This is a genomic window from Streptococcus cristatus ATCC 51100 (genome assembly GCF_011612585.1).
In the GTDB taxonomy this organism is placed as follows: domain Bacteria; phylum Bacillota; class Bacilli; order Lactobacillales; family Streptococcaceae; genus Streptococcus; species Streptococcus cristatus_H.
The window spans coordinates 325,654-343,850 of sequence record NZ_CP050133.1 but is presented as its reverse complement, the minus strand read 5'-3'; the positions used below and the strand labels follow the sequence as shown (position 1 = coordinate 343,850).

Genomic DNA, 18,197 nt, shown 5'->3' with positions numbered 1-18,197 from the left:
TGGAGCCAGGTCTTTCCTTATTCTTTCTTGCTTATAATAAACCTTTTTTCTTTTCCAAGATTAGGTCCTTGACAGATATCAACAGGACAGCCAGCAAAATCATGCCCATACCTACAAAATCAAGCAGATAAAAGCGTTCATTCATAATGACAAAGGCAAAGAAGACCGCTGAAATAGGCTCAATCGAGGCTAGGAGGCTAGATTTGACAGGACCGACCAAGCTTGTTCCCTTCAAAAAGACGGTGTAAGCAAAGATTGTTCCAATGACAATGATGCCGACCAAGGCCAGAAGGATATCCGAACGGACTTGCCACTGATGCTGGAAAATACCGCTAAAAGGAAGGAGCAAGATACCTGCAATGGTCATGCCAATCCCGATTACCAGCATGCTTCCCCACTTTTTAATGAGTCCAATCGGCAACAGAATATATAACGCGTATGTAAAGGCTGAAAAAACACCTAAAAATAGGCCCTTCGGCGTCATCGAGAGCTGATTGACCTGACCGTGGGTCGCAATCAGAAAGGTTCCACCGATAGCTAAAATCATAGAGCAAACCTGAGCCACAGTCGGTGTTACTCTGTCTTTGATACAAGTGTATGCCAAGACTCCCACTGGACAGAGATATTGTAAGACCGTTGCTGTTCCTGCATTCGTCTCATGAATGGCCGCTAGATAAGCATATTGATTGATAAATAAGCCTAGAACTGCAAAAATTAAAATGTGTAACAGAGAGCTCTTGTCTTTCCAAATCTTTTTAAAGGATTCTTTATTTGTGGCATAAGCCAACATCATCAAAACCAACCCCGCTAGCAACAAGCGCACATTGGTCAAGCTCAGCGCCGAAAAACCATGCTCCATCAGATATTGACCACTTGTTCCCGATAAGCCCCAAGCAATCCCCGCAGCCAAGGTATAAAGAGTTCCCCTTAAAACTTTTGACATCTCAAACCTCTTTCTGTTAGCTTTGATCATTATAACATAAACCATAAAGAAAAATCAGTCTGTTTTGACTGATTTTTTATGATTTAGCAGAGCCCAAAAATGGCTAATCCTCTATCTCAAGAAGTAAATAAGGCAAACCTAATATAAAGCCAATAATTCCTAGCATAGCTCGCATTCCAGAAGCTGTAACAAGTACTTTCTGGCCATCTTTCACTTGAATCTTATGCGATTTCATAAAGCTTTGTCCAACCTGTAGTTCAACACTGTATTCCTCAAAAGTCAGCGTTTTACTTTCATCATTCGCAAGTTTATCCACAAGTGCACCATTTAGATATACTGCAACATTTTGAGCTACTCCAACTATACCCGTAGAACGCGTAATGGTAAATTTTGACATCAAGAACTCCCTTATTTCAATCCAGCCTATCAACAAAAACTCTTCAGTTTATTCTTCAATCCTAGCTGAGTAAAAAGGCAGAAGAAACATTAAAACAATATAAAGAATTAAGAGAATTGCACGCACTAGACCACCAAAGAACAGGCCCAGCAACAAAACTCCTAGACAGATAGAAAAATTCGTAAAATTCGTTTCAACCAACAAGGTTTGCCCTGCTTTAACTGTCACTGGCTTGGTTCTCATAGGAGCAGCTCCTACACGAACAACAACTTCTTCTCCCTCAATAGGAAAGGCCGCCTCGTCGCCATTCTGGATTGTACCAACCTTTTGACCATTGATTAAAATTGGGAAATTCCCAATGATCCCTACAAAGCCTGTTCCGCGTTTTACTTTAATTTCTGACATAAGGACTCCTTTATTTTTTACCTATTTTACCATAAGTTCCCTTCAAATAAAAGGCGAAAACCAGCCTCACGACTGGTTTTCTACTTATTTCTATAATTTCTCCAACTCTTCATTGAGCAGTTTTTGTGCTACTTGCGGGTTGGCTTGGCCCTTGGTAGCCTTCATGAGCTGACCAATCAAGGACTTGGCTGCATTCTTGTTGCCGCCCTTATAGTCATTGATGGCTTTTTCATTATCCGCAAAGACTTGTTGAATGATTGGCAATAGCTGGGCAGGATCTGAGATTTGAATCAAGCCTGCTTTTTGTACATATTCCTTAGCAGAACCGCCATTTTTAGCCAGATGGACAAAGACCTTCTTGGCAATCTTAGAAGAAATCGTTCCGTCTGCAATCAGGGCAATCATCTCAGTCAGGTTCTCAGGCGTCAACTCAATCTCAGAGATAGTCTTGCCTTCTGCATTGAGGTATTGAGCCACTTCTCCTTGGAGCCAGTTAGAGACAGCCTTAGCGTCTCCACCTGCAGCAACAGCTGCTTCAAAGAAGTCTGACACAGCCTTCGTAGCTGTCAGCTGCTTGGCATCGTAGTCAGACAGACCGTAGTCGCCCACATACTTAGCACGGCGCTCTTTTGGAAAGGCTGGCAGACTGTCGCGCACTTGCTCAATCCAAGCATCCTCAATCTCAAAGATCGGCAGATCAGGCTCTGGGAAGTAACGGTAGTCCGCTGAACCTTCCTTAACCCGCATGAGCAATGTTTCGCCAGTTGCTTCATCATAACGACGGGTTTCCTGACGGATTTGACCACCGCTGCGTAGGATTTCCGCTTGGCGTTTTTCCTCAAATGCTAGACCCTTGCGGACAAAGTTGAAGGAGTTGAGGTTTTTCAGCTCAGTCTTAGTACCAAACTCTTCCTGGCCGTAAGGACGGATGGAAATATTGGCGTCGACACGCATAGAGCCCTCTTCCATCTTAACATCAGAAATACCCGTGTACTGGATGATTTCCTTGAGAGCAGTCAGGTAAGCATAAGCTTCTTCTGGACTGCGCATATCCGCTTCCGATACAATCTCAATCAGAGGCACCCCTTGGCGGTTGAGGTCCACATAAGAGTAGCCATCGCTGCCGTGGGTATTCTTTCCAGCATCTTCTTCCAAGTGGGCCCGCTCGATACGGATTTTCTTGGTCGTGCCATCTTCTAGCTCAATCTCAATCCAGCCATTGTAACCAATCGGCTCATCAAACTGAGAAATTTGATAGGCTTTTGGATTGTCCGGATAGAAATAATTCTTACGATCAAAGTGCATCTTCTGGTGAATATCCATGTTCAAAGCCAAAGCAGCCTTGATACCATAGTCAATGACACCCTTGTTCATAACAGGCAGGACACCCGGGAAGGACCAGTCAATGATATTGGTATTGGCATTTGGATCTTCACCGAAGTGAGCTGGAGCCGGTGAGAAAATTTTTGAATTAGTCTTCAATTCAACATGGACTTCCAGTCCGATAACTGTTTCAAAGTTCATTATTTTTCACCTCCAAAGATAACTGGCTGCTGTTTGTGATAGTCAGTCGTCGATTCAAATGCTGCGGCTGCCTGATAGATGGTCGCTTCATCAAAGTGGTTCCCAATCAGCTGCAAGCCAACTGGAAGACCATCTGCAAAGCCAGCTGGGATTGAAATGCCAGGCAGACCAGCCAGATTGACTGGAATGGTCAAAAGGTCAGCCAGATACATGGCCACTGGATCTTGGTTTTGACTGCCCAAGTCATAAGCTACAGTTGGTGCAGTTGGGCCTAAGATCAAATCATATTTTTCAAATACTTTAGCAAAATCTTGCATAATCAAGGTCCGAACCTGACCAGCTTTCTTGAAGTAAGCATCGTAGTAACCAGACGACAAGCTGAATGTCCCCAGCATGATGCGGCGTTTCACCTCTTCACCAAAGCCTTCGCTGCGAGATTTGACATAGACATCTTCTAGATTTTCAATGCCTTCTGCACGATAGCCATAGCGAATGCCATCAAAACGCTGCAGGTTAGAGCTAGCCTCAGAAGAAGCAATGATATAGTAAACAGCCACTCCATACTTGCTGTGGGGCAGGCTAACTTCTTCAACAATCGCACCTAGGCTTTCCAAGTGCTTAGCTGCTGCCAGAATCGTTTCCTTGACCTTGCTGTCAATTCCCTCACCCATGTATTCCTTAGGCAAGGCAATCTTCATACCCTTGATGTCTTGGCCAATTTTGCTAGTAAAGTCTGGCACTGCTTCTTGTGATGATGTCGAATCCTTAGGATCATTACCAGAAATAACATTCAAAAGCTGGGCATTTTCCTTAACCGTCTGAGAGAAAGGCCCAATCTGATCTAAAGAAGAACCAAAAGCAATGAGACCAAAACGAGAAACCCGTCCGTAAGTTGGCTTGAGGCCGACTACACCGTTAAAGGAAGCAGGCTGGCGAATAGAACCACCCGTATCTGAACCCAGTGACAGACGAACCTGACCAGAGGCAACAGCTGTCGCTGAACCACCAGATGAGCCACCAGGAACCTTGCTACTGTCCCAAGCATTCTTAGTCGTCTTAAAGTAAGAGTTTTCGCTGGATCCCCCCATGGCAAACTCGTCCATGTTGGTTTTCCCAACGATAATCATATCCTTACCATAGAGCTTCTCTACACTGGTCGCATCGAAAATTGGTTTATAGTTGTAGAGCATTTTAGATGCAGCTGTTGTCAAAATCCCCTTGGTTGAGATATTGTCCTTAACCGCCAGCGGAATTCCGCTCATGAGATTGTCAGCATCAATGCCCTTAGCATCCAGAGCTGCTGCCTGAGCCAATGCTTCTTCTTCGCTGACAGTAATAAAACTATCCACAGCTCCTTCACGTTCTTTGATGTCTGCCAAAGTCGCCTGAGTTAACTCTACTGCAGAAATTTCTTTCTTGACCAGCAGATCATGCAACTCTTCAATGGTCTTGTGATTAAAAGTCATTAGGCATCTCCTCCGTCATCTAGGATGGCAGGCACTTTGATGTAGCCCCGCTCTTTTTCAGGTACATTTTGGAAAAGCTCTTCTCGGTTCCAGCCTGGCTGAGCCACATCTTCTCGCATATAGTTGATATTAGCTGCCACATTAGAAGTGAAAGGCACACCCTCTGTGTCCACTTCATTGAGCAATTCGACCATGTCGACAATTTTAGACAAGGTTGTCGCAAACTCAGCTGTCTCTTCTGGTGAAAAAGCCAGTTTTGACAGTTTTGCAACGTGACTTACTTCTTCTTGAGTAATCTTCATCTCTGATTCCTTTCATAAGATAGGCGAGCCTGAATACCGACCGAAAACGATAAATCTAAGAAAGATCTTTGTTTTCGAGGTATTTAACTCGCATTGTTTTGCTAAGATAGGGGCACCAAGCTCTCGTAGCTGTGACCTCTTTCTTTGACTTCTTCCTGATTTTTTCAGGAATTCGCATCATTTCATTTTACCATATTTCCGGCTAATTCTTCAATTCCAAATACAGTTCTTTGAGCTGTCTTTGGTCAACCAAACTCGGACTTTCAAGCATAGGATCAAAGCCAGTACCATTTTTCGGAAAAGCAATGACTTGTCGGATATTTTCTTCCCCAGTCAAAATCATAACCAAGCGATCCAAGCCCAGAGCCAAGCCACCGTGTGGTGGGAAGCCGTACTCCAAGGCTTCTAGGAAGAAACCAAAGTCTCGCTCATAGTCTTCTCGGCTCATGCCCAATAGCTCAAACATCGCTTCCTGAGCCTTCCGATCATGAATCCGCAGACTCCCTCCACCAATTTCATAGCCGTTCAAGACGATGTCATAGGCATGGCTGCGATATTGATCTGGCTCCTGACCTTCTTCAAAAATGCCCTGGGTGAAAGGATGGTGCATGGCTTGATAGCGGTTTTGGTCTTCATTCCACTCCAGCAGCGGCCAATCCACAACCCAGAGGAAATGAAGCAGACTCAGGTCAATCAAATCCAAAGCTTTTGCGACTTCTAGACGCAGATGTCCCAAAGCTTCCTGAGCCCGACGCTTCTTAGCCATGACTAGCAGAATCAAGTCTCCATCCGTGGCTTCAAAACGTGCTAGTAAATCCTGACTCTCAGCCTCAAAGGTGCTAGCCAAATCACCAACCAATTGGCCATTTTCAACCTTTAGACTGGCGAAACGACTGCAGCCAAATTCCTTCATTTCCTGATAGTAGTGGCTCAGCTGTTTCTTACTAAAAGCACTAGCTGCATCTGGCAAACAGATTCCCATCACTTCCTCTTGGTTGTCCAAAGCTTTCTTGATGAGAAGCGAATCATTGGACTGGCACAAATCCGTCAAACTCTTCAACTCTAAACCAAAGCGTGTATCTGGCTTATCAGAACCAAAGCGGCTCATAGCTTCTTCATAGCTGATAGTCGGAAAAGCTTCTGTCAACTCTAAACCATGAGTTTTCTTAACAACAGCCTTGAGCATGGCTTCAACCAGAGCTCGGATTTCTTCTTCGCTGGCAAAACTCAGCTCTAAGTCCACCTGAGTAAACTCTGGCTGACGATCGCCCCGCAAATCTTCGTCACGGAAACAACGAACAATCTGATAATAGCGCTCGAGGCCAGCTCCCATCAGTAACTGCTTGAGCATCTGTGGGCTCTGAGGCAGCGCATAGAATTGATTTTTAAAGATCCGACTAGGAACCAAGAAATCTCTAGCACCTTCAGGAGTTGACTTGGTCAGATAAGGCGTCTCCACTTCCAAAAAGTCCAAACCGTTCAAATAATCTCGAATGGTTGAGGTGACCTGATGACGAAGTTTGAGGTTATGTGTCATCTTCTCACGACGCAAGTCCAGATAGCGGTATTTCTGACGCAGATCTTCCCCAGTATGGGCATGCTGGTCCAGTTCAAAAGGCAATGCCTTGCTGCTAGCAATGACCTCAATCTTCTCTGCCCTTAGCTCAACCTGACCAGACTTGATGGCCTTGTTGACAAAACGCTCTTCCCGCTGAACTACTTGCCCTGTCACTGAAATAACATCCTCTTTGCCAATGTCTTCTAGCTTAGCAAAATCTTCAATCTCACCGCCAACGAAGACCTGCAGCAAGCCCTCGCGGTCCCGCAATTCAATAAAGGCTAACTTGCCGTGATTACGGATATTGGCCACCCAGCCAGTTGCGGTCATGGTCTGTCCGACCTGCTCTAAACCATAGTTTCCGATAAAAATTTCTTTCATGTTCTTTCCCTCTCAAATCCATTTGCAAGCCGCCCTGTCCTTAGGCATATTAGCAACTTTCTTCCAGCATCTCCACTTTTCCTTTTGCAAAATAAAAAGCTTTCGTCTCTGAAACAGACGAAAGCCGTGGTACCACTGTTATTCGCTACCCTAAAAGGCAGCCTCTGAGCTCGTAACGTGAGCGACGTTTGTGCTTGGTCACACAAAAGATTATGAAACATGTTCTTCGGTTTTGCTTTCTTGGTACTGCTCTCAGCTATCAGTACTCTCTGTGCAAGTCAGCAAGCCTACTCTGCTTCTCTTTTACTCTTAAATTGTATCTATTATAGTCGAACCCAGGACATTTTGCAAGTGGTTTAAGGCAAATTTGTGATTTTCCTCTGACAGAGAAGCCACTGCCGGCTCTACCACCTGAATCTGGTAACCAAGATTATAGGCATCGATCGCCGTATGCAGGACGCAAATATCTGTCAAGACTCCAGTCAAAATGACCGTATCTACCTTTCTTTCCCGCAGGCGGATATCTAAATCTGTGCCGGAAAAAGCAGAATAATGACGCTTATCCATCCAAAAGACCCGTGAGTCTGCTTGATGCTTGTCATAAAAATCGGCCAAAGGACCGTAAAGATTGCGACCGCTAGTTCCTTTGATATTATGAGGTGGAAACAGCTTACTCTCAGGATGAAAGGCATCATTTTCATCGTGGGCATCAATAGTAAAGAAGATATAGTCGCCTCGATCAAATACCGCCTCGGTCACCTGAGCAATGGCTTCAGAAATCGCCTGAGCAGGCGCTCCTGCGGTCAACTTGCCCTCATCTGCAACAAAATCAACTGTATAATCAATGGAAATCAGTGCTTTAGCCATTAATAGTCCCTCTTTTTAATTTCCTCAAAAACATCTGGAATCAGTACTTTCAGATAAGTTCCCTTCATCCCCAGCGAGCGGCTTTCAATAATCCCCGCACTTTCCAGCTTACGCAAGGCATTGACAATGACTGAACGAGTAATCCCGATGCGGTCAGCAATGACCGAAGCCGTCAGTTGGCCTTCATTGCCATTGAGCTCGCCCAGAATAGCTGAAACAGCTCTTAGCTCTGAGTAAGACAGGGTATTGACTGCCATGGTCACAGCTGTCCGACGACGGATATTTTTCTCATCCTCTTCCCGCTGGAAATTAAGCAGCTGGATACCGACCACCGTGCTAGCAATCTCGACCAGAATCAGGTCGTCATCCAAAAATTCCTTGTCATTGCGCCAGATAATCAGCGAACCCAAGCGAATTCCTGAAACATGAATCGGTGCGATAGTAGTCAAACCATCTGGAAATTCATCCTTGGTTTCCACTGGGAAAATGGTCAAATCGTGAGTTACAGGCAGATTAGCCTCCGTCTCATACACCATGTTTGCTTCTTGGACATATTCTTTGGGGAAAGTCTTGTCTTGGAAAAAGGCTTCTACACGATCATTATTTGTCTTGTAGCGCATGAAATAGCCCAAGAGACGGCCCTTGCTGTTGATGATACAGGCATTGCAATGAATAATGTCAGCAAGCTGGCGAGTGATCGCATTGTAAGGAAGTTCCTCCTGAAGTTGCTCCTCTGAACGTTTCAAGATAGAAGTAATCTTCCTTGTTTTTTCTAATAGTTTTGCCATACATTTACCTCGTATTTAGTCTTCTTGATTGTACCATAATCGACTGAAATTTTCAATAATTATCTGAAAATTGTGTATTGAAAAAAAATTCGCTACAATTCTGAAAGATTCAGAATTTGGCGATTGCGAAAAAATCACTCCATCAAAAAAACCATTTAAAACAATTCTAAGACGAATTTGTTTTAAACGGTTTATGACTTGTATTTTATGCTTATCTGCGGTATTGGCGTAGGAAGCGTGTCATTTTTTCTTGGATCTGGGCTAGCTCATCTACTCGAGGCAGATAAACGATTCGGAAATGATCTGGATCCTTCCAGTTAAAGCCTCGTCCATGGACAAGAAGGACTTTTTCCTGCTTGAGGAAATCAAAGACAAACTGCTCATCATCATCGATACGGTACATTTCTCGATCAATTTTCGGGAAGATGTAAAGACCCGCCTTAGGTTTGACTGCAGACAAACCTGGAATATCTTGAATGGCATTGTAAATGAAGTTTCTTTGTTCATAGATACGGCCACCTGGCAAAAGCAATTCGTCCACCGACTGGTGACCTCCAAGCGATGTTTGCACAACCTGCTGGGCCAAGACGTTAGAGCACAAGCGCATATTAGACAGCATATTGAGGCCTTCGATATAGCCTTTAACGTGCCGCTTAGGTCCAGATAGCACCATCCAGCCAACTCGGAAGCCAGCGATACGGTGGGATTTTGATAGACCATTCATGCTGACACAGAAAACATCAGGTGCCAAGCTTGCCACAGGCGTGTGTACATGCCCATCCATCACCATGCGGTCATAAATCTCATCCGCAAAGATAATAAGATTGTTCTGGCGAGCAATTTCCACGATCTCTAGCAAAAGTTCCTTAGGATAAAGTGCTCCCGTTGGATTGTTAGGATTGATGATAATGATAGCCTTAGTATTAGAAGTGATTTTTGACTTGATGTCATCAATATCTGGATACCATTCCGCCTGCTCATCACAGACATAATGAACCGCATTCCCACCAGCCAGACTAACTGCAGCCGTCCAGAGCGGATAATCCGGCATCGGTACTAAGACCTCATCTCCATCATCCAAGAGTCCCTGCATAGACATAACAATCAGCTCACTGACTCCATTTCCAAGGTAAATATCATCGATATCAACATTAGGGAAATTTCTGAGCTGGCAATACTGCATAATGGCCTTACGGGCTGAGAAAATTCCTTTAGAATCAGAGTACCCCTCACTATCACGCGCATTCATAATCAAATCATGAATGACCTCGTCTGGAGCGGTAAAGCCAAATTCAGCTGGATTTCCTGTGTTCAAGCGGAGAATTTTCTCTCCATTGGCCCGCATCCGCATCGCTTCATCCAAAACTGGCCCACGAATATCATAGGCTACATGCTCCAGCTTGCTGGACTTATTAAATTCTTTCATCCTATTTTCCTCAATTCATCTGAATGATTTTATTATACCACCAGAAAAAAAGATTGACAATTAGGAAGAATCTAAGAAAGCTCCATTCAACTAAAATAAAGCTTCTAATTTAGGAAAATACACTTATCCATCACAATAATTTCACTTGATTTCTGAATTTCATTTGCAGCTTTACTTTTTTTCTGAAAAGGTTTACAATATAAGTGAAGATATAAGAAACTCGAATCTAGGATTCGACAAAAGATGGAGGTAGCTTTATGACTCAACAAAAATATGAAAATATCATGGTCGCTGTTGACGGCTCTCGCGAAGCAGAACTCGCTTTTGAAAAAGGTGTTAATGTAGCACTGAGAAATGCTTCTCGTTTGACAATTGCTCATGTGATTGATACACGGGCTCTCCAAAGCGTCTCAACCTTTGACGCCGAGGTCTACGAAGACCTCCAAGAAGAAGCACAAAAGTTGATGACAGAATACAAGGAAAAGGCGCAAAAAGCAGGGGTCAAATACGTTGATGTCGTCATTGAATTGGGCAATCCCAAAACCCTCCTGTCAACTGATATTCCTGACGAACACAAGGTTGATTTGATTATGGTCGGAGCTACTGGTCTCAATGCCTTTGAACGCCTCCTAGTCGGCTCATCATCCGAATATATCCTCCGCCACGCTAAAGTGGACTTACTGGTCGTTCGTGACAAAGAAAAAACATTCTAAAATATCTAGTAGGTTGCTGCGATAGCTATGCCCTACTTCCCTCATAACTATAAGTTAAAATCCCTCATTAGGTTAGCCTAGTGAGGGATTTGTGTTTTAAAACGATAGCAATATTATTTTAGCTTGCCTTTTAAATACTGGCCAGTATAGCTGGCTGGATTGGCTGCGACTTCCTCTGGTGTACCCGTCGCAATGATGGTTCCACCACCGACACCGCCTTCCGGTCCTAGGTCGATGATATGATCAGCTGTCTTGATAACGTCCAGATTGTGCTCAATGACAAGGACCGTATTGCCATCGTCCACGAAGCGGGCTAGAACCTTGAGCAAACGAGCAATATCCTCTGTATGAAGCCCTGTGGTCGGCTCATCCAAGATATAGAAGGACTTACCAGTCGAGCGCTTGTGAAGCTCGCTGGCCAACTTCATCCGCTGGGCTTCACCACCTGACAAGGTTGTAGCTGGCTGCCCCAGAGTCACATAGCCTAGTCCCACATCCTTGATAGTCTGGAGTTTGCGGGCAATCTTGGGAATGTGCTGGAAGAACTCTACCGCATCATTGACCGTCATGTCCAGAACCTGAGCGATATTCTTCTCCTTGTAGTGGACTTCCAGAGTTTCGCTATTATAGCGAGTGCCGTGACAGACCTCGCAGGCCACATAGACGTCAGGCAGGAAGTGCATCTCAATCTTGATAATCCCATCACCCGAGCAGGCCTCACAGCGACCGCCCTTGACGTTAAAGCTGAAACGGCCCTTCTTGTAGCCGCGAATCTTGGCTTCATTGGTCTTGGCAAACAGATCGCGAATATCGTCAAAGACTCCAGTATAGGTAGCCGGGTTAGAGCGCGGTGTCCGACCAATCGGGCTTTGGTCAATATCAATCAGTCGATCCACATGCTCAATGCCGCTGATTTTCTTAAACTTACCTGGCTTGGCAGAATTACGGTTGAGTTTTTGGGCGATGGCTTTTTTAAGGATAGAATTGACCAGCGTTGACTTGCCGGATCCAGAAACTCCTGTCACAGCGATAAATTTGCCCAAGGGGAATTTAGCCGTGATATTCTGCAAGTTATTTTCCTGAGCCCCTATAACTTCAATAAAGCGACCATTGCCTACACGGCGGTCCAATGGTACTGGGATCTCGCGCTTACCCGACAAGTATTGGCCTGTGATGGATTTCTTGCTCTTAGCCACTTGCGCAGGAGTGCCGGCTGCAACGATTTCACCACCGAAAACACCAGCTCCTGGTCCCACATCAATTAGCCAGTCAGCCTCTCGCATGGTGTCCTCATCATGCTCAACCACGATGAGGGTATTACCCAGGTCACGCATCTTCTTGAGGCTGGCAATCAGACGGTCATTGTCACGCTGGTGCAAGCCAATAGAGGGCTCGTCCAAGATATAGAGGACGCCACTCAAGTTCGAGCCAATCTGAGTTGCCAAGCGAATCCGCTGACTCTCACCTCCTGATAGAGTCCCAGCCGAGCGAGACAAGGTTAGGTAATTAAGACCAACGTTATTGAGGAAGGTCAGGCGGTCATGAATTTCTTTAAGAATAGGACGCGCAATCGTAGCTTCGTTGTCAGTCAAGCTAAGCTTGTCCAACTGGACCAAATGATCTGCAATAGACAAGTCTGAAATCTCACCGATATGCAAGCCATCTTCACCGCCAACCTTGACAGACAGAGCCTGAGGGCTGAGTCGATAACCATGGCAAGCCGCACAAGTCAGCTCATTCATATAGGTCCGCATCTGCGTCCGAGTAAAATCACTATTGGTTTCATGGTAGCGACGGTTGATATTGGTGACAACCCCCTCAAAGGGAATGTCAATATCGCGTACGCCGCCAAATTCATTTTCATAATGGAAATGGAACTCCCGTCCATCTGAGCCAAAGAAAATCAACTGCTTTTCTTCCTCAGTCAGCTCCTCAAAAGGCTTGTCCATATCAATGCCAAAGGCTGCCATAGCCTGCTCCAGCATCTGTGGATAGTAGTTAGAGGAGATGGGGTTCCAAGGCGCTAACACTCCTTCGCGCAAAGTCTTGCCAGCTTCTGGCACGACCACATCTAGATCCACTTCCAGTTTAACTCCCAGACCATCGCAGTCTGGACAAGAACCAAAAGGCGCATTGAAAGAGAAGAGACGTGGCTCTAGCTCAGGCACTGTAAAGCCACATACTGGACAGGCATAGTGCTCAGAAAAGAGTAGTTCTTGACCGTTCATGGTATCAATCACCACATAGCCCTCAGCAATCCGCAGAGCTGCTTCAACCGAGTCAAAGAGGCGGCTGCGCACTCCTTCCTTGATGACAATTCTGTCCACCACGACTTCAATATCATGCTGCTTGCTCTTAGAAAGCTCTGGCACTTCTGTTACATCGTAGACATCGCCATCTACGCGCACCCGGACATAACCGTCTTTCTGAATCTTGTCAAAAACGGTCTTATGCTGGCCCTTTTTCTTGCGGATGACCGGCGCTAAAATCTGCAGCCGCTGACGCTCTGGCAATTCTAAAACCTTGTCGACAATCTGCTCAACAGACGAGGCCTTAATCGCTCCATGTCCATTGACACAGTAGGGCGTTCCAACACGAGCATAGAGCAGGCGCAGGTAGTCATTGATTTCAGTGGCAGTTCCCACTGTTGAGCGCGGATTTTTACTAGTCGTCTTCTGGTCGATGGAAATAGCTGGGCTGAGACCATCAATCGAGTCCACATCCGGCTTTTCCATATTGCCCAAAAACTGCCGAGCATAGGCTGATAGACTTTCCACATAGCGGCGCTGCCCCTCAGCATAAAGGGTATCAAAAGCCAAACTAGACTTACCCGAACCAGACAGACCAGTCACCACGACCAGCTTGTCTCGGGGGATTTCTACATCAATATTTTTTAAATTATGAGCTCGCGCTCCATGAATCACAATTTTATCTTGCATCTCTTCCACACTTTACCTTTAAACTTCTTCTATTATAGCAAATTTTTCTGCAAACTTTTTCCCAAAAGACTAGAATTTGTAGTATAATAAGACGGTGCTTATAAACGATTCTAGGAGGAGATATGAAGCAAGTATTTTTATCAACAACAACCGAGTTCAAGGAGATTGATACACTTGAATCGGGAACTTGGATAAATATGGTAAATCCTTCCCAAAATGAATCTTTAGAAATCGCAAACGCCTTTGGCATTGACATAGCTGACCTACGGGCACCCCTCGATGCCGAGGAAATGTCTCGGGTCACCATCGAGGATGAGTACACACTGATCATCGTAGACGTACCTATCACTGAGGAGCGGAATAACCAGACCTACTATGTTACTATCCCGCTTGGTATTATCATCACAGAAGAAGCTATCATCACGACTTGCTTGGAAAAGCTGCCCCTGCTGGATATCTTTATCCACCGTCGCTTGCGTAACTTTTATACTTTCATGCGGTCACGTTTTATCTTTCAGATTCTCTATCGCAATGCCGAGCTATATCTGACAGCCCTGCGTTCCATTGACCGCAAGAGCGAGCAGATTGAAAGCCAGCTGCACCAATCAACTCGAAATGAAGAACTGATTGAGCTCATGGAGCTGGAAAAGACCATCGTCTATTTCAAAGCCTCCCTCAAAACCAATGAACGCGTAATTAAAAAACTAACCAGCTCTACCAGCAATATCAAGAAATACTTGGAAGATGAAGATTTGCTGGAAGACACCCTGATTGAGACCCAGCAGGCCATCGAGATGGCTGATATTTATGGAAATATCCTCCACAGCATGACAGATACTTTTGCTTCCATTATTTCCAACAATCAGAATAATGTCATGAAGACACTGGCCTTAGTAACCGTTGTTATGTCCATCCCGACCATGCTTTTCTCAGCCTATGGGATGAACTTCAAAGATAATGAACTGCCTCTAAATGGCGAGCCACATGCCTTCTGGATTATCATGTTTATCGCCTTTGCTCTGAGTGGCTCTCTGACCCTCTACCTCTTCCATAAAAAATTATTCTAATCACCAGAAAGGACGCTTATGTCACAAGTAGTATCAGACAAACTAACTAAGAAAAATAAGGGATTTCTCCACATCGCTACTCATCAACTCCTCAAAGATGGCAAATCCGACGAAGAAGTGAAAGCAATCTTAGAGGAAATCATTCCAAACATTTTAGAAAATCAGGCCAAGGGCATCCCTGCCCGTGCTCTCTATGGGGCACCAACTTACTGGGCCTCTTCTCTCACTGCTAAGGAGCGCTATGACGCTGAACATCCAAAACAAAACGACGATCCAAAATGGATGATGCTGGATTCTGTCCTTTTCATTTTCGGTTTCTTTACCGTTCTGACTTCCATCGTCAATTTGGCATCTTCTAAACCGTCAGTTTACGGCATGACGACACTTGTCTTTGGTAGTATTGTCGGTGGTCTCGCTTTCTACGCCCTCTATCATTTCGTTTACCGTTTTTACGGACCAGACACTGACCGTAGCCAGCGTCCACATCTACTCAAATCTATCCTTATCATGCTAGTAGCCATTGGTCTTTGGACCCTTTCAATCATTGGTTCTAGCTTACTGCCCGACTCTCTCAACCCACATTTGTCAAACATTGTCGTTGCCATCATCGGAGGGATCACTCTAGCACTCCGTTTCTATCTCAAGAAACGCTTCAATATCAAGAGTGCGACTATGGGACCAGCGAAATATTAAGCAGCATAAAAAAGAGGTTTTGCAACCTCTTTCAGATTGAAGACAAACATTCCAAATGGTGTTTGTCTTTTTCTGTTTGTCAGGCTAATATTTCATCTTTTGATAGAATAATGGTCATTTGAACAAAATAAAAAGGCTTGTCCACCCTCATTTTTACTAGTTTTTTAAGATTCAAACACGCCAAAGTAAGCCCAACCTTATCTTCCATTTTGGACTTTCCTTTCTCTCTGGTGTATCTCAAGTTATGATATTCCTTAGCAGTCCCAAAGAGTCGCTCAATTGTTTCCTTGCGCTTCTTATAAAGCTCCTTCATCCCTCTTTTGTGGCGAATCTCTTCACAAAATTCAAGGTCATCTTTCCATACATGTCTTGTGATGACTTTCTGCTGATTCTGGCTCTGGGTACAAACTGATGATAGGGGACAGGCGACACATACTTTTGGATCACTCTTATACTCACGGTAGCCTGCTCGGGTCGTCGTGCGATAGGTTAACACTTGGTTCTCTGGGCAGAGGTAACAGTCATAGAAGGCATCATAAACAAAATCACCGGGCCTTAAGTTCCCTTTTACACCCTTGGGGCGGGTATAGGGAAAGACAGGGATGATGTTTCGCTCTAATAAATAATGAGCAATAGCTGGGGTCTTATAGCCTGAGTCCGCAATAATGTAGCGTGGGGAGAAAGCTTCTATCTTTGAAAAAAGGGCAGGGAAAGCCTGACTATCGTGTACATTTCCTGCTTCAACACTATAAGCTAGTGCCCAACCATGCTTGTCACAAGCTACCTGGGCAGAATAGGCAAATACTTCCTTGTGTTGACCCTTGTGGAACCAGCCACTCTCTGGGTCTGTCCTTGAGATTTTCTTTTCTTTAGCCTCGCTTTCTTTTGCGGGCTTTAAGGACTTTTTTTCATGTTTCCTCCTATCTAAATCAATCTCAACTTCCAATTGCTCACTCATAAATTTAGCTTGTTGGGCAACCATTTTCTTACGATATTTGTGACTGTTAGCTGCCGCTTTGATGTGAGTACCATCCACAAATAGTTCCGAAGGATCAATTAAGCCAGCACATAAAGCTTGATGGAGCACTCGCGAAAATATCTCTGAAATTAATTCTTTATCTTGAAAACGACGACTGTAATTCTTTCCATAGGTGGTAAAATGAGGGACCTTGTCATCCAAGCTTAGTCCAAGAAACCAACGATAAGCTACATTTACTTCAATATCTTTAATGGTTTGGCGCATGGAGCGAATGCCATAAAAACATTGAATCAAAGGGATTTTGACTAACATGACAGGATCGAGACTAGGACGACCATTATCTGGACTATAGGTGTCTTCTACCAAGTCATAGATAAAATCAAAATCAAGCTTTGAATCCACTTGGCGAAGAAAGTGATCCTCTGGGACCAATTCGTCGATCGTATAGAAGCCATATTGGCAGCGATGATAATCAGGTTTTTCTTTGTGAAACATAGAGAATACCTCACAATTCTTCTCACCTCTATTATACGACTTTACAAAAAGAAAAGCCCTTAGAAAAGTGTCTTCTAAGGACTTTGTCTTCAATCTGAATCCCTGCTAGAAGCAGGGACTCATATTAGTCTTCATTTACGAAAGGCATCAAAGCCATTACGCGAGCGCGTTTGATAGCTGTTGTTACTTTACGTTGGTTTTTAGCTGAAGTTCCTGTTACACGACGAGGAAGGATTTTCCCACGTTCTGAAACGAAACGGCTAAGAAGCTCAGTATCTTTGTAATCAACATATTCAATCTTGTTTGCTGCGATGTAATCAACTTTTTTACGGCGTTTGAATCCGCCACGACGTTGTTGAGCCATGTTATTCTCCTTTATATTATAGTTCTAGTTTTGTCCATTATTAGAATGGTAAATCATCGTCTGAGATGTCCATCGGATTTGAATTGCCGAATGGGCTTTCATCACGAGAAAAATTCGGTACTTGGTTGAATGAGTCAGCATTACCATAGCTTGGTGCAGAATTTCCACCGAAGCCACCGCCACCAAAGCCAGCTGAAGGCTGCCCTTCACGGCTGGCACGACTTTCCAGAAGCTGGAAGTTGTCTGCAACGACTTCTGTGACATAGACACGCTGGCCTTGCTGATTGTCGTAGTTACGAGTCTGGATGCGACCAGTAATTCCGATTAGAGCTCCTTTTTTGGCCCAATTAGCAAGATTTTCTGCCTGCTGACGCCAGATAACAACATTGATAAAGTCCGCTTCACGCTCACCACTTTGATTTTTAAAGTTGCGATTAACAGCCAGAGTAAAGGTTGCGACCGCTTGGTTTTGCGGTGTATAGCGAAGTTCAGCATCACGGGTCATACGTCCCACAAGTACAACGTTATTAATCATAATTTACCTTCTTAAGCGTCAAGTTTGACGATCATGTGACGAAGAATGTCAGCGTTGATTTTTGAAAGACGGTCAAACTCTTTAAGAGCTGCATCGTCGTTTGCTTCAACGTTAACGATGTGGTAAAGCCCTTCACGGAAATCTTGGATTTCGTATGCAAGACGACGTTTTTCCCAGTCTTTTGATTCAACAACAGTTGCACCGTTGTCAGTCAAGATAGAGTCAAAGCGTGCTACCAAAGCGTTTTTAGCTTCTTCTTCAATGTTTGGACGAATAATATAAAGAATTTCGTATTTAGCCATTGATATGTTCCTCCTTTTGGTCTAATGACCCCAAGACGCTGCAAGGGGTAAGT

At 44.5% G+C, this 18,197-nt stretch carries 18 protein-coding genes; 3 read left to right on the top strand and 15 right to left on the bottom strand.

The window, feature by feature from the left end; translation table 11 throughout:
• Positions 1-31: 31 nt before the first annotated feature.
• The 10 genes from HBA50_RS01725 to HBA50_RS01680 form a co-directional block, all read right to left on the bottom strand.
• Entirely contained in the window at positions 32-943 is a 912-nt protein-coding gene (locus tag HBA50_RS01725) for a DMT family transporter (RefSeq protein ID WP_045500600.1), read from the bottom strand.
• A 103-nt stretch (positions 944-1,046) separates the two neighbouring features.
• Entirely contained in the window at positions 1,047-1,340 is a 294-nt protein-coding gene (locus tag HBA50_RS01720; RefSeq protein WP_045500598.1) for a hypothetical protein, read from the bottom strand.
• Between the two features lie 48 nt (positions 1,341-1,388).
• Positions 1,389-1,745, bottom strand: a complete 357-nt coding sequence (locus HBA50_RS01715; protein ID WP_045500596.1) for a hypothetical protein — start codon at positions 1,743-1,745, stop codon at positions 1,389-1,391.
• Positions 1,746-1,835: 90 nt separating this feature from the next.
• Positions 1,836-3,269, bottom strand: a complete 1,434-nt coding sequence (gatB, locus tag HBA50_RS01710; protein WP_045500595.1) for an Asp-tRNA(Asn)/Glu-tRNA(Gln) amidotransferase subunit GatB — start codon at positions 3,267-3,269, stop codon at positions 1,836-1,838.
• Complete coding sequence (gene gatA / locus HBA50_RS01705) at positions 3,269-4,735, bottom strand: Asp-tRNA(Asn)/Glu-tRNA(Gln) amidotransferase subunit GatA (RefSeq protein WP_045500592.1); 1,467 nt, start codon at positions 4,733-4,735, stop codon at positions 3,269-3,271. Before gatA ends, gatB begins: the two co-directional genes overlap by 1 nt.
• The gene (gene gatC, locus HBA50_RS01700; protein WP_005591696.1) at positions 4,735-5,037 is read right to left on the bottom strand and encodes an Asp-tRNA(Asn)/Glu-tRNA(Gln) amidotransferase subunit GatC; all 303 of its coding nucleotides are present in this window, start codon (positions 5,035-5,037) and stop codon (positions 4,735-4,737) included. The genes gatA and gatC overlap by 1 nt, the downstream gene beginning before the upstream one ends.
• Before the next feature lie 202 nt (positions 5,038-5,239).
• Complete coding sequence (aspS, locus tag HBA50_RS01695; RefSeq protein ID WP_045500590.1) at positions 5,240-6,976, bottom strand: aspartate--tRNA ligase; 1,737 nt, start codon at positions 6,974-6,976, stop codon at positions 5,240-5,242.
• A gap of 309 nt (positions 6,977-7,285) precedes the next feature.
• Positions 7,286-7,843 (bottom strand): cysteine hydrolase family protein, encoded by a 558-nt coding sequence (locus HBA50_RS01690; protein WP_045500587.1) that lies wholly within the window; start codon positions 7,841-7,843, stop codon positions 7,286-7,288.
• Complete coding sequence (gene codY / locus HBA50_RS01685; protein WP_005591692.1) at positions 7,843-8,631, bottom strand: GTP-sensing pleiotropic transcriptional regulator CodY; 789 nt, start codon at positions 8,629-8,631, stop codon at positions 7,843-7,845. Before codY ends, HBA50_RS01690 begins: the two co-directional genes overlap by 1 nt.
• Before the next feature lie 211 nt (positions 8,632-8,842).
• Positions 8,843-10,057: a pyridoxal phosphate-dependent aminotransferase gene (locus tag HBA50_RS01680; protein ID WP_045500585.1), complete on the bottom strand. Its 1,215-nt coding sequence runs from the start codon at positions 10,055-10,057 to the stop codon at positions 8,843-8,845.
• Positions 10,058-10,314: 257 nt separating this feature from the next.
• On the opposite strand from HBA50_RS01680, the gene HBA50_RS01675 reads away from it, so the two are divergent.
• Positions 10,315-10,770 carry a universal stress protein gene (locus tag HBA50_RS01675; protein ID WP_005591690.1) on the top strand — a complete coding sequence of 152 codons (456 nt, stop codon included), beginning with the start codon at positions 10,315-10,317 and terminating at the stop codon, positions 10,768-10,770.
• A 113-nt stretch (positions 10,771-10,883) separates the two neighbouring features.
• On the opposite strand, the gene uvrA is transcribed toward HBA50_RS01675, so the two are convergent.
• Positions 10,884-13,709 carry an excinuclease ABC subunit UvrA gene (gene uvrA / locus HBA50_RS01670; RefSeq protein ID WP_045500582.1) on the bottom strand — a complete coding sequence of 942 codons (2,826 nt, stop codon included), beginning with the start codon at positions 13,707-13,709 and terminating at the stop codon, positions 10,884-10,886.
• A 122-nt stretch (positions 13,710-13,831) separates the two neighbouring features.
• On the opposite strand from uvrA, the gene HBA50_RS01665 reads away from it, so the two are divergent.
• Positions 13,832-14,776, top strand: coding sequence for a magnesium transporter CorA family protein (locus HBA50_RS01665; RefSeq protein WP_045500579.1), 945 nt, complete (start codon positions 13,832-13,834; stop codon positions 14,774-14,776).
• A gap of 18 nt (positions 14,777-14,794) precedes the next feature.
• Entirely contained in the window at positions 14,795-15,469 is a 675-nt protein-coding gene (locus HBA50_RS01660; RefSeq protein ID WP_045500576.1) for a DUF1129 domain-containing protein, read from the top strand.
• A 79-nt stretch (positions 15,470-15,548) separates the two neighbouring features.
• Here the strand turns inward: HBA50_RS01660 and HBA50_RS01655 are convergent, their stop codons facing one another.
• The 4 genes from HBA50_RS01655 to rpsF all read right to left on the bottom strand — a co-directional run bounded on the left by HBA50_RS01655 (position 15,549) and on the right by rpsF (position 18,144).
• The gene (locus HBA50_RS01655; protein WP_045496874.1) at positions 15,549-16,943 is read right to left on the bottom strand and encodes an IS1182 family transposase; all 1,395 of its coding nucleotides are present in this window, start codon (positions 16,941-16,943) and stop codon (positions 15,549-15,551) included.
• A gap of 124 nt (positions 16,944-17,067) precedes the next feature.
• Positions 17,068-17,307, bottom strand: coding sequence for a 30S ribosomal protein S18 (gene rpsR / locus HBA50_RS01650; RefSeq protein WP_000068664.1), 240 nt, complete (start codon positions 17,305-17,307; stop codon positions 17,068-17,070).
• Between the two features lie 40 nt (positions 17,308-17,347).
• Positions 17,348-17,842 carry a single-stranded DNA-binding protein gene (locus HBA50_RS01645; protein WP_005591685.1) on the bottom strand — a complete coding sequence of 165 codons (495 nt, stop codon included), beginning with the start codon at positions 17,840-17,842 and terminating at the stop codon, positions 17,348-17,350.
• Between the two features lie 11 nt (positions 17,843-17,853).
• Positions 17,854-18,144 (bottom strand): 30S ribosomal protein S6, encoded by a 291-nt coding sequence (rpsF, locus tag HBA50_RS01640; protein WP_002896497.1) that lies wholly within the window; start codon positions 18,142-18,144, stop codon positions 17,854-17,856.
• Positions 18,145-18,197 lie beyond the last annotated feature (53 nt).